Consider the following 10,658-nt stretch of genomic DNA (forward strand, 5'->3'; position numbering starts at 1 on the left):
CCTAGCCCCTAGCCCCTACCCCCGGTGCGAGGTCGTAAATCCTGAATTCCTGTACGTTCCAGCGGCTGAAAACGGCTTCTACTTGGCGGATATCTGCCTCAGAACCTTCTACCATGATCAGGTAATCGCCTTTGTAGATGCGATCGCGATACACTGTAGCTTGTTCTTCGGGCATTCCCCAACCTACTAACGCGCCAATCAAGCCGCCTGCGGTTGCACCCATGACGCCACCCGTTAAAGTAGTAGCCAGAGCTGTGGCTGCCGCTCCCAATAATACCACTGGGCCAATTCCCGGCAATGCGGCAGCTGTCGCCAGTCCCAGCGCCAAACCAACGCTACCGCCAACTGTAGCACCTGCGATCGCGCCTATGGTAGTTCCTTCCTGTGCTTTGTTTCCCGTGACTTCGCGGACTTCCACAGTTTGTCGTTCCGGATTTTTTGCGATCGCGGAAATCTGGCCCATCGGGAATCCAGCTGCTTCCAGCTCGTTGAGAGCGTTGCGGATATCTTCAGGATTAGCAAAAACACCAAAAGCTCGTTGATAAGGACTAAGCGCCATGACTCTTTCCTCTACTGACAAGGCATATTTATTACTTCCTAGATTGGCTAGTTTTCACAGGTTTGTGCATCAATCGCTGGATGTGAGTTTGCAGTCACATATAATATTTCTTGTCTGTCAAAAGAAAGAGATTCCGCTCAACGTTTTGCTTTTTGCAAACAAATGGGCAAACTAAACTCAAAACCTATCTGCGTTCGGAAGCGTTCTTCTTTCACACCCAGAAGTGGTAAAAAAAATTCCCTAAAACTCACTTTCATGATACGCTAGAAACGGGTCGATCGAAAACACAATTAAAATGCGCTATTACTTCTCGCTACTCTTGATGCTAGGTTTATTATCGCAACCGCTCAAAGTTTTGGCGGTGGAAGATCCATCTACTGTTTTCCCTCCCAGCGAACAGCCGGATTTTTGGCCACCAGCGCAAGAACTGGTGCAGCAACAAATATATTTGATATCCAGAATTGAAAGAGCGCTCCTCAGTCCAGATCCCGATCGAGTAAAAGCTGTCCGAGGTCAACTTTTCCTGCACACATCATCTGTCGATCGCTTGCTCAAAAGCTACTATCCATTCCCCAATGTTCTTTGTGCGCCAACTGCTACAGAAAATTTTGAAGATCTGCCAGCTGTAGGATCTTTGAGTGCGGAACAGGTACGAGTTTACTGTCTTCTCTATTCTTCCACACAAAAACTGGATTCGCTGCGGCCTTTGCTCGATCGCCGTGTGACAGGACTCGATCGCAGATCGGAAACAGTCGAAACATCGCCAATAGCACAAGAGGAAGCCGATCCTATTTTAGGGGTTGGCAGAGTTCCCAAGCAAGCGATCGCTAACTACGAAGCGCCTATTCCACCTGCGATCGTACCCCCCTTGCAAGCAACTGCGCCTTTGTTAGCAGCTAAGACATTTTTAGACCAAGCGCGAAAAACTTTTCCGCGAGGAACTCCATTTACAGTTACCGATGAAGTGAGTTCAATTAATGGAGATAACCCTTATGGTTTATTCAGAGCAGAATTGGAACCATACGCGCAGTTTCTCGGTTTGCCTAACACTGGTATAACTCGCATTCTCAAGGCCGAATTTTATAACCAAGACTCAAATAACTTACGCAATAGACTGCTACCTACTAACGCAGAAAGTTTTCCGTTTACCAACTTATTAAAGTTGGAGATAGAAAACAGCGAACAAACTCGAATAAATGATAATCCTCCCTTCGTTCCGCAACTGGAAATTCAAATTGCCGATGATAATTTCCAAATTTTTCCGCAAGAAATCAACTATGGATTTCTCGTCGATATTGGCGATATCCCGCTCGAAAATATCGATTCTGGGTTGAGCGCAGTTGCAACGAACACGCGCCAATTTTTCCTCAATTATCGACCGCCAAATAAGTTAGCTTCATTGCAAGTAGACCGCAGAAGATTTATTACTGGTAAGGAACAGAATTTTGGCTTATCCGAACCGATCTTCGCCCAAGCGCCAGCAGTGCTAAATCATACTTATTTAGTACGGACTGTGCAATTCCAGTTACCGGAAGTTCTTCTCAGTGGCGATCCCATCACCAACAGACAGCGCCGCATCCTCGACTCGTTGCTGGAAACGCCTAGCGCCGATCTCCTGATCGCTTTTCGGCCAGTGTATCGTCGATCGGATGGCAGTTATACCGTGCTGTGGCGCGTCGTCAAACAATTTCCCAATCCTCAAATTGTGGACTTAGAAAAATATCTTAATTTAGAACGAAGCATCCAATAATATAGAATAAGAATAGTTATCACTTCTCAGCTACATAGCTTGAACAATTAAACCTACTCCCAACTCTTTCCCCTCTTCCCTAACCCCTAGCCCCTAGTCCCTAGCCCCTAAAAATATGAGCCAATTAACACTTGAAACTATTGGCGCTACACGCCAAGAATACCAATGGATTTGGCAAGGACAGCAGTTGTCGATCGCCTACGATATCCTTGGAGAAGGAAAAACAGTATTGCTGCTACCAGCATTGAGCAGCGTTTCCACACGCGGGGAAATGGGCGAACTGGCAAAATCCCTCGCTTCCCAGTTTCAAGTTGTAGCGGTAGATTGGCCGGGATTCGGTCAATCATCTCGATCGCAGCTAGATTACCGACCGGCTTTATATCATCAATTCCTACAATATTTTGTCAAAAATATCATTAATAAGCCAGCCGCCGTTGTAGCAGCCGGTCATGCTGCCGGTTATGCGATGAAACTGGCCAAAACGCAACCAGACATTTTTTCGCACATTGTTTTAGCCGCCCCCACTTGGCGCGGGCCATTGCCAACAATGGGGTTAAACGAGGAACAGTCTAACATACTCAGAGAGATAGTGCGATCGCCCATCTTAGGAGAAATGCTTTACGCACTCAACACAATACCGCCATTTCTTAACTTCATGTATCGCGGTCACGTTTTTGCCAAAGGAGATATCCTCACCGACAATTTTATCCAACAAAAATGGCAAACCACCCAACAACCCGGTGCGCGATTTGCATCTGCCGCTTTTGTCACAGGCGCATTAGATCCAGTTCAAAATCGTTCCGATTTTCTCGCTTGGTTTAAAGATTTGTCCATCCCAGTAATGGTAGCAATCGGCGAACAAAGTCCACCCAAATCAAAAGCAGAAATGGAAGCGCTATCCCAATTACCCGGAGTGCAATCTCGCCTCTTACCAGGTTCCTTGGGATTGCATGAAGAATATGCAGATAAATTGGCAGAAGTTATCCTGCCTTTTTTGAACAGCTAATTGCTTCACCTCAGAAATATGGTGTATCGGGGAGTGTTATGCCATTATTAAAAGTAGGTCAGTACCGTGAGGTCTTGTAAATGATGACTTTTAATGATGTAGTCGAGGTAATCAAAAGTCTTTCCATAGCTGAAAAGCAGAAAATTCAACTGTTGTTGAAGCAATACATCCGTGAAGAACGCCGCGATGAGATATATGATAACTTTAAGTTAGCGCAGGTAGAACAGCAAGAAGGGGAACTAAAGTTTTCCTCAAATATTAACGAACTGAGACAAATGATAGAGGAATAGGCATATAATATGTATTAACTAGCCTTGAAAAAAATTATCACTACTCAAAAGGTTCTTCAAAAAGTCCTGACAAATCCCGATAGCCACTGATTACCCTTAAAATCTCAATTCCCCCTTCAATTGGGCGATAAAAAATCAGGTAATCATCAACTGGAAAACTTCGCAACTCCTCAAGGAGTTCATCACGCCGACGCCCCATATTTGGAAAAGTTGCTAAATTCTTACACTTTTGATTGACTTTTTTCAGGAAGCGTTCTGCCGCATCAAAACCACTATTGTCAGCAATCAAATCGATAATGGTTTCAATATCTCGGCTGGCGGGAGATGTAAAACGACAAATATTAGTCATAAACCAGCTTGCTCTCGACGTTGTTGCAGCTTCTGTTGCAGTTGGGAGAAAACCGTTTCTCCATCAATAACCTCACCTCGTTCTGAAGCTTCAACACCAAGCATAATTTCCTTTTTCAATTCCTCAAACCGCCCTTTGTAAATGCGTTCTCGTTCTTCTAAGAGCCTGATACCTGCCACGATGACTTCTTCAGCAGAAGGATACTTACCGCTTTCTACCTGACTTTCAATAAACTTCTCAATTTCTGAACTTAACGATATATTCATTTCTAACCTCAGTTTTAGTCATTTTGAGTTAGGATTAGGCTTTGTAGATATTATAGCTTAATTATAGCATCAAGCTTCTAAAATAGTGCGTTTTACCCAATTCATAATACTTTGAATCAAGTGCGGATCTTGGGGTGAGAAGGTGGGAATGGTGGGATGGGGTGAGTCGGAGATAACGCAAATTGTAGCGTCGAAGCGAGTGAGAAAATCGAGAAAAGTTTGGCTAAAACCTTGGGGTTTCGCCTCTTCGTAGAAAATGAGGATGGGGTGTTTTTCCCAGTCTAGGAGTTGCCAGTAGATTTTGAGTTCCGTGAGGGTGCGGGGTGTGCCTTCTGTGGATTTGGGACAGTGGTGTTTTTTGACGAGTTGCAGGTAGATATCGGTGACGGGGTTATCGCGGTTATCGAATTTGCTACCGTTGATGCAGAAGAGTTGCAGGGTTTGGTGGAGGTTGGTTTCGGTGAGTTGGGTTTGCAGGAGTTGGGGAAGATGGGCGAGGTTGAGGGTTTGGATGAGGGGGGAGGTTTGGGTTTCGGTTAAACCGTGCCATGCGCGATAGAAGTCGGGGTAGGGTAGGTTGGCGGCACAATGCCAGAAAATTGAAAATAGCCCTAAATTAGGTTTTTCATCATAATTATTTTTGTCATAAAAATCAATATTTTGTCTTAATATCTCTGTTACTTTGGCGCTTGTTTCAATTTTTATTATATTCACTAAAGTCGCAGCTGCCATTGGATTAGCAATAGGACTATCATAGCTTTCTATGAAAAATTCTAATGCTATATCTATTGGTCTTTTATTATCTGAGCCAAATTCAAAGAGAATATCAATGTTTTTCATTATAATCCACCCCTCTTTATAGATATTTGCAATATCCAAAATTTCCCACAATATTCTAAGAATATTGTTGAGATTATTTGCCGATTTAAGCTGTAATATTTGTTTGTGTAATCGCTTTTTTGCCGAATCGTCAAGAACTAATGATCTTTCAATAATGTCGATCATAGCAATGGTATATTCATTGATTTTATTAACAACATTGATTTGCTCAAATAAAGATTGAGATTCTATTTTGTATTGTTCATATTGTTCTAAAATCTTTTTTAATTCTTGTAATCCTGAATCTTTGTCACATATTAAGCGATGTAATCCTTTAAATAAGTATGTAACAAAAAAGCTTGCAGGGTCTAGGATTATCTCTTTGATTGATTTTTCTAGATTTAATCTGTTAAATTCTGTTTTTATTTTATCATCTAAGATATATATGAATACAAAACACAAAAAACTCATCCCTTCAAAACTATTACGATAAGAATCGATAAAATTGAGTAATCGAATATCAGATTTATGAATTTTGTTTAATTTTTCGATAAAATTCAGTATTTCTTGTTCCTTTGGATTATCTATAACAATAGGAATGTCTTTTCTTGTGAATTTCGTCTTTTCTATTTTCAATAAAAAATCTTTGGCCAAATATGTATAGGGGTAATATGTTATACCTCCTAATCTCTGTTCAATTCCATCTTCAAGACTCCACTGATTAATTTTTTTTATTATTAGATTGTTCAAGTCACATAAGCAAATATATCGAAGATAATCGGCTGCTGAAAAATTAGCAAAATAATAATAAAAATCACCACATCCATCTCTAAACTCAACTAACTTCCGAACAAACCCCTCCTTCTCCTCATCCGCAACATCCTCACGCCCCAACCACAACAAAATCACCTGCTTCCACTGCGATTGAAAAATCCGATATTCCTTCCCCGCCACCGGAAAATTAAGATGATTTCGAGGTAAAAAATAATCCCAATCATCCACCGCTAACGCTGCAAAATATTCCTGAAACGTGGCATGATAAAAAGCAAAAATAAACTGACCTCGGTTATCTTTACCTACTCGGTTCAGCCAGCCTAACTGCAAGGCTAGATAGCATAAAGATTTATCATCAAGTTCTTCACCTAAATATTTTTCAACCAAGGATTGAGACAGGCGAAAACCCTCTTTCGGTAAATCAAGGGCAGCTTTTGCTAATTCCCCAAGTTGCTGATTTAGCTGCTTTTTTAAAGCGGTAATATTTGTTTGGCAACGTTCTGCACAATCTCTTAGTTCCTGCAAATTTTGATTCCAGTCATAAAACTTTTTCAGATAATTTTCGTATAATTGAGCTTGTGTCTCTGGTAAAGTCCCATCCCAAGTTATGCAGAGCAAGGTTAGGCGTAAAGGATTCCGCACCAAATCTAGCAACCTTTCCTGCCCTGGTTGATGGAGGGCTTGAATCAAAGAATCGGCAAGACTAGGCAAAGATGCAGTCATCAGGGATATCTCCAGAGTCAAAAGAATTACCTACAAGTTAGGGTCTACAGGATTGATACAGCATATTTACCGTACACTTGTTCCGGGCAAGATGCCCGCAATACAAGACTTTTATCATACATATTTGTACTTCATTTATCTGCAATCTGCTGTATATTGTATTTGGATGCGATCGCCAAACAAAAACTAATCTCAAAAACAAACCGAGTTTCTCTAAAAAAGCTAGTTTTTCACCTAAATATGTAGGCAGAAACCCGGTTTCTAGAGGTCAATACACGCGGTTAATTTTACTGCTTAAATCTCGCTAATAACTGAGTGCGATCGCACTGCATAATCAACTGCGTTACCTCCTTCGCTGGTAATTGACTCAAAGGTTCCACAATTTGAGCTAATTCTTCATCAATTTCTCCAAATTTAACTTCCAACATACTCTCAACCATCAGACGCATTCCTTGTGCTTCTCCCTTCTTAAGAGCAGCTTCTTCCCATTGAACATACAAAGGTGATAACTTCATAATTAAACTCCTTTCCTCTTGGTCTAAACTTGCTGTTGTTTGCAAATTTGCTTGGAAATTGGTCAATAAATTGAAAACATTTGAACGCAAAGGATGATTTAGCGGTAGTTGTTGAATTTCATCAATTGCTTCTTCCTGCACTTTTCCTTTGCCTAAAAGTCTTAGCCAAAGAGTAGCTGGCGTTTTCGGTAATTGATGAATAACTACAATTGCCGTCCGCAAAGATGACGGTAGAAAATAAATTCCTTCTCCCCAGTTACCTGATTTAATTTTAGCGCCAAATCCGGCGAGAATTGATGCAGATGCAGTCGGGGTAAGAATCCACAAACGCGGTAAATTTTCTTCATTTAGCCGCTCTTTTTGGCGATTAGCTTCTCGCTGCAACTCCCCCCACAGAGTTAAAAGCTTGGATAAGCAACCGTTGATATCCTCAGCAGAAACTGCATTGCGGAAAGGTTCAAACACTGAAGGCGTTGCTGCTAACTTACCGAGTAATCCTAAAATATCAGTATTGGTAGTGGGAGAAAACCAAACATCAATTTCTCGCACTTCGGCAGAAACGCGGCGCGGTGCTTTCACCTCCCCAAAAGGCGCTAACAATTCTTCTAAATAATCTTTGGCAAATTGATCGTGAATAAACCTAGTCATTGAATGTAGATGATTACTGACTTACCCATGTTGAACGTAACTGTAGCAATGATAAAAATTCCATCAATTCAACCAGTCCCTCGGCTTCCTGTCGTTCTGCTTGAGATAGGGTGTAGCCTTCATCCTGACGATCCAAGAGAAATTGCAAACGGGATTGAACTGCTGGCGACAGTTGAAAGCGAGTCAGTTCCAGGGGAATTTCGACGATTTCGGGCATAGAACAGTTAGCCTCAGTCTGTAATTCTGTGATTCTATTTTAGTCGTTTCAGGGGCGATCATCGGTTATCTTCGCTAAACCAACGCCGGATAAATAACTCAACTTGCTCTACTTCAAAGGGAAGATTCCGAAACACATCAAACCCCGAAAAAGCATTCTTATCCGCTTCCCAAACATTCACCCGACAAGTCACCACCACTCGCGCCGCCTGCACCCATCCCCCCAACAGTGCCGAAACATGGCGCGTTTCTACCCTCGATGTCATTTCATCTAACCCATCCAACAATAACCAAATCCGTTCTTTCTGTTGGGTGAGTTCGTCAATCGTAAGGTTTTTACCTGTTTGTTTCAGCCAGATTTCTTCGATATATTGGGTAATTGTCGTTTGGGTTAAATCTGCCAAAGATATCCAAATCGGCAATCCCAAATCTTGCTCTAAAATCCAATCGGCAATTTTCTGTAACCGCGTGGTTTTACCAGAACCCGGTTCACCAATAAGCGCTATTTTTCTCCCTTGACTAATTTGGCTTTTCCCTTGTCGCAATACATCCTCAAAAAAGCATTCTTCCGCAATGGGAATAAGTTTTTCTTCTTCCTTTTCTTTTGGCTGATTTCTTGAGTGAGATTTAGGCGGTTTGCTTTCAACAATTGCTAAAGGAACATAAATGTCATCGAGTTGCGGTGTCACCCCGTAGGCGTTGGTAAAGGGGTTGGTGGTGAGTTGTTTTTGTAGCGCCAGGTTTTGCCGACAGATTTCTTGCCAGTTTATGGGTTTATCTTTCGATATCACCGTTTGATGGGATGTCTCTACTGTGACAGAACCAATTTTAATCTTCCATCGCTCGTCAATTACTTTTAAATTATCTTCTTTTCTAGCAGTTTGATGTTTCAGCTTCAGGGAAAATTTCCAAAAGCCTTGAGTTTTTGCACTAGGTTTAGGAGCGAGTATATCTAAATCTTTTAGGCAGTCCAGAATATCTTGAATTGCATTAGCTTTTCTCTGTACATTATCTACTTTCTCTTCATCCTTGGGTTGGCAAAGTTCTAACGCTTCTCCCAAACATTCTACCAATGTCCATAAATCTTCTTTAGTTATACCTTTCTCAACGTATTGGGTTCTGTTGTTTCGTTTCTGCTGAACTTTCCCCGATACCAGCAACTCATCTTCCTTGACCCATTCCACTTTAAATGTAGCTTTCAGCTTATCCCCTGGAACGGCTATTTCCCCATCTGCAAGTGCGAGTAACGCCTTAACCAATTTTAAGACGTTGCTTAGTGTGGTTTCGTTTTTCCCGTATTTTCGTGCCATCGCTACATTTTTAGCTTCAAGATCACCCCTTGCCCAAACGGAGGGGTTTGCCCAAGCCCCTAAGTCTCATTATACAAGGGTTTCAGAATTTTATCGCTGGGTTTGATTGGGCAAAAGCCCAAAAAAACAATTCACCTCAAAGCCAAAAAACGAGGTGAATCATGGATACCCAACAAGATAAACTCAAACAACGGGAAGCGTTAGAAAACGCTTTTGATAATTTTGTCCAACCTTATATTAATCAGGTGATTGAAGTTAATGCACAGTCTTTACCGAATATTCCTGTTGCCTTTCCTGGTTTTTGCTGTGCGTCGGGATGGTTACTGGTGACAATGTTATATTGTATTTGGATGCGATCGCACCACACCCAGAAACCATAAATAATGATAAAATAATCTACCTTATTTATTCACCATACTCAGGCAAAATCGTGAGTCGTATTGTTTTAACGACCATTGGTTCGTTTGGCGATTTGCATCCTAAAATTGCGATCGCAATGTAATTCCAGTGCGATCAACTCCTTGAGATGGGCATTTTCCAACTGTGCTAACTTCACCTTTAAACAGTTAAAATTTACGGCTTAAATACAATCTCTATAAGTACTCCCTAATCACAAAAATTGGTTGAGCATATTTGGGTTGATTCTGTTTCAGCACTCGAATGAGACGATGCTCAAGGTTTTCAGTTTGAGATAATAAATAGTGATAGAGAAATTCTATTTGCCCTTGATAGTCTCGATCGTCCTTACAAATAATAATACCTGCATGGTCTTTGTTCCGGCGATGCAAGGCAATAAAATCATCTCGATTTAGGGTAATTACAATTCGCTGTTCACTCTTGGCAAAGGCTAAAACTTCATCATCTGAAATCCTTTGATTGGCTCGTCCAGACTCATAAGATGTCAGCACATCATAGCCGAAGTCGCGTAAAGCTTGCACCATGTCCAAAGGAAAATTTTCATTTGAGTAAAATCTAATCATCGATTTCTATATCAGCATCATCTTGGTGGTAAGCAATAACTCGATCGATTTCTACTTTATTGTTTTCATAGTAAGCCTGTACTGCGCTCAAATCAGGTATCGTTAAGCTGGGAAAATTTCGGATAATTTCTTGATAATCGGCTCCTTGCTGTTGCAAAGAAATTACAGTCCAGACTGGTATTCTCGTTTGACGGATGCAGGCATGACCCCCACAGACTCCTGCTGTTTTCTGAATTATTCTATTTTGTAATTTATCTTGCAATAAAGCGTATTCTTCTATATCCAGAGATTCGATTAACTGCACTAAAGAATCAACTAATTTAAAATTCATAAATCCTCATTACCATTATATTCCAGGAGGAGGAGACAGCAAATAACATTATAGCATTAATCTGTGAAGGTTAATTAAGATAAATTTAATGTGCGATCGCACTACACCCAGAAACCATAAAT

General features: G+C 41.2%; 13 protein-coding genes. 4 read left to right on the top strand and 9 right to left on the bottom strand.

Annotated features, from left to right (window positions below; genetic code table 11):
- Position 1: 1 nt before the first annotated feature.
- On the bottom strand, positions 2 to 559 hold the full coding sequence (locus H6S82_RS06945) for a DUF1269 domain-containing protein (RefSeq protein WP_190469688.1): 558 nt from the start codon (positions 557 to 559) through the stop codon (positions 2 to 4).
- A 295-nt stretch (positions 560 to 854) separates the two neighbouring features.
- On the opposite strand from H6S82_RS06945, the gene H6S82_RS06950 reads away from it, so the two are divergent.
- From H6S82_RS06950 to H6S82_RS06960, 3 genes are all read left to right on the top strand, one after another.
- A complete protein-coding gene (locus H6S82_RS06950; RefSeq protein ID WP_190469687.1) occupies positions 855 to 2,309 on the top strand; it encodes a hypothetical protein in 1,455 nt (484 codons plus the stop codon).
- Between the two features lie 115 nt (positions 2,310 to 2,424).
- Positions 2,425 to 3,315, top strand: coding sequence for an alpha/beta hydrolase (locus H6S82_RS06955; RefSeq protein ID WP_190469684.1), 891 nt, complete (start codon positions 2,425 to 2,427; stop codon positions 3,313 to 3,315).
- An 80-nt stretch (positions 3,316 to 3,395) separates the two neighbouring features.
- Positions 3,396 to 3,605: a hypothetical protein gene (locus tag H6S82_RS06960; protein WP_199315448.1), complete on the top strand. Its 210-nt coding sequence runs from the start codon at positions 3,396 to 3,398 to the stop codon at positions 3,603 to 3,605.
- 40 nt (positions 3,606 to 3,645) lie between these two features.
- Here H6S82_RS06960 and H6S82_RS06965 read toward each other — a convergent pair whose 3' ends face one another.
- The 6 genes from H6S82_RS06965 to H6S82_RS06990 all read right to left on the bottom strand — a co-directional run bounded on the left by H6S82_RS06965 (position 3,646) and on the right by H6S82_RS06990 (position 9,225).
- A complete protein-coding gene (locus H6S82_RS06965; RefSeq protein WP_190469681.1) occupies positions 3,646 to 3,954 on the bottom strand; it encodes a type II toxin-antitoxin system RelE/ParE family toxin in 309 nt (102 codons plus the stop codon).
- Positions 3,951 to 4,220: a type II toxin-antitoxin system ParD family antitoxin gene (locus H6S82_RS06970; RefSeq protein WP_190469678.1), complete on the bottom strand. Its 270-nt coding sequence runs from the start codon at positions 4,218 to 4,220 to the stop codon at positions 3,951 to 3,953. Before H6S82_RS06970 ends, H6S82_RS06965 begins: the two co-directional genes overlap by 4 nt.
- 69 nt (positions 4,221 to 4,289) lie before the next feature.
- Positions 4,290 to 6,536 carry a hypothetical protein gene (locus H6S82_RS33320; protein WP_242056846.1) on the bottom strand — a complete coding sequence of 749 codons (2,247 nt, stop codon included), beginning with the start codon at positions 6,534 to 6,536 and terminating at the stop codon, positions 4,290 to 4,292.
- Between the two features lie 287 nt (positions 6,537 to 6,823).
- Complete coding sequence (locus tag H6S82_RS06980; RefSeq protein ID WP_190469675.1) at positions 6,824 to 7,699, bottom strand: hypothetical protein; 876 nt, start codon at positions 7,697 to 7,699, stop codon at positions 6,824 to 6,826.
- Positions 7,700 to 7,712: 13 nt separating this feature from the next.
- A complete protein-coding gene (locus tag H6S82_RS06985; protein ID WP_190469672.1) occupies positions 7,713 to 7,916 on the bottom strand; it encodes a hypothetical protein in 204 nt (67 codons plus the stop codon).
- 58 nt (positions 7,917 to 7,974) lie between these two features.
- A complete protein-coding gene (locus H6S82_RS06990; protein WP_190469669.1) occupies positions 7,975 to 9,225 on the bottom strand; it encodes an NACHT domain-containing protein in 1,251 nt (416 codons plus the stop codon).
- 161 nt (positions 9,226 to 9,386) lie between these two features.
- On the opposite strand from H6S82_RS06990, the gene H6S82_RS06995 reads away from it, so the two are divergent.
- Positions 9,387 to 9,605, top strand: coding sequence for a hypothetical protein (locus H6S82_RS06995; protein WP_190469666.1), 219 nt, complete (start codon positions 9,387 to 9,389; stop codon positions 9,603 to 9,605).
- A 213-nt stretch (positions 9,606 to 9,818) separates the two neighbouring features.
- Here the strand turns inward: H6S82_RS06995 and H6S82_RS07000 are convergent, their stop codons facing one another.
- Together H6S82_RS07000 and H6S82_RS07005 are read right to left on the bottom strand one after the other, a co-directional pair.
- Positions 9,819 to 10,205 carry a DUF5615 family PIN-like protein gene (locus tag H6S82_RS07000; protein ID WP_190469662.1) on the bottom strand — a complete coding sequence of 129 codons (387 nt, stop codon included), beginning with the start codon at positions 10,203 to 10,205 and terminating at the stop codon, positions 9,819 to 9,821.
- Positions 10,198 to 10,536 (bottom strand): DUF433 domain-containing protein, encoded by a 339-nt coding sequence (locus H6S82_RS07005; RefSeq protein WP_190469659.1) that lies wholly within the window; start codon positions 10,534 to 10,536, stop codon positions 10,198 to 10,200. Before H6S82_RS07005 ends, H6S82_RS07000 begins: the two co-directional genes overlap by 8 nt.
- Positions 10,537 to 10,658: the final 122 nt, after the last annotated feature.

Source organism: Planktothrix sp. FACHB-1355 (assembly GCF_014748295.1).
Taxonomy (GTDB): Bacteria; Cyanobacteriota; Cyanobacteriia; order Cyanobacteriales; family Aerosakkonemataceae; genus Aerosakkonema; species Aerosakkonema funiforme_A.

What these genes read in the sequence shown, in the direction of transcription:
- H6S82_RS07000 (WP_190469662.1), bottom strand. Translation starts at nt 10,205, where the DNA reads ATGATTAGATTTTACTCAAATGAAAATTTTCCTTTGGACATGGTGCAA.
- H6S82_RS06970 (WP_190469678.1), bottom strand. Translation starts at nt 4,220, where the DNA reads ATGAATATATCGTTAAGTTCAGAAATTGAGAAGTTTATTGAAAGTCAG.
- H6S82_RS06950 (WP_190469687.1), top strand. Translation starts at nt 855, where the DNA reads ATGCGCTATTACTTCTCGCTACTCTTGATGCTAGGTTTATTATCGCAA.
- H6S82_RS06945 (WP_190469688.1), bottom strand. Translation starts at nt 559, where the DNA reads ATGGCGCTTAGTCCTTATCAACGAGCTTTTGGTGTTTTTGCTAATCCT.
- H6S82_RS06965 (WP_190469681.1), bottom strand. Translation starts at nt 3,954, where the DNA reads ATGACTAATATTTGTCGTTTTACATCTCCCGCCAGCCGAGATATTGAA.
- H6S82_RS06995 (WP_190469666.1), top strand. Translation starts at nt 9,387, where the DNA reads ATGGATACCCAACAAGATAAACTCAAACAACGGGAAGCGTTAGAAAAC.
- H6S82_RS06985 (WP_190469672.1), bottom strand. Translation starts at nt 7,916, where the DNA reads ATGCCCGAAATCGTCGAAATTCCCCTGGAACTGACTCGCTTTCAACTG.
- H6S82_RS06990 (WP_190469669.1), bottom strand. Translation starts at nt 9,225, where the DNA reads ATGGCACGAAAATACGGGAAAAACGAAACCACACTAAGCAACGTCTTA.
- H6S82_RS06980 (WP_190469675.1), bottom strand. Translation starts at nt 7,699, where the DNA reads ATGACTAGGTTTATTCACGATCAATTTGCCAAAGATTATTTAGAAGAA.
- H6S82_RS33320 (WP_242056846.1), bottom strand. Translation starts at nt 6,536, where the DNA reads ATGACTGCATCTTTGCCTAGTCTTGCCGATTCTTTGATTCAAGCCCTC.
- H6S82_RS06960 (WP_199315448.1), top strand. Translation starts at nt 3,396, where the DNA reads ATGATGACTTTTAATGATGTAGTCGAGGTAATCAAAAGTCTTTCCATA.
- H6S82_RS07005 (WP_190469659.1), bottom strand. Translation starts at nt 10,536, where the DNA reads ATGAATTTTAAATTAGTTGATTCTTTAGTGCAGTTAATCGAATCTCTG.
- H6S82_RS06955 (WP_190469684.1), top strand. Translation starts at nt 2,425, where the DNA reads ATGAGCCAATTAACACTTGAAACTATTGGCGCTACACGCCAAGAATAC.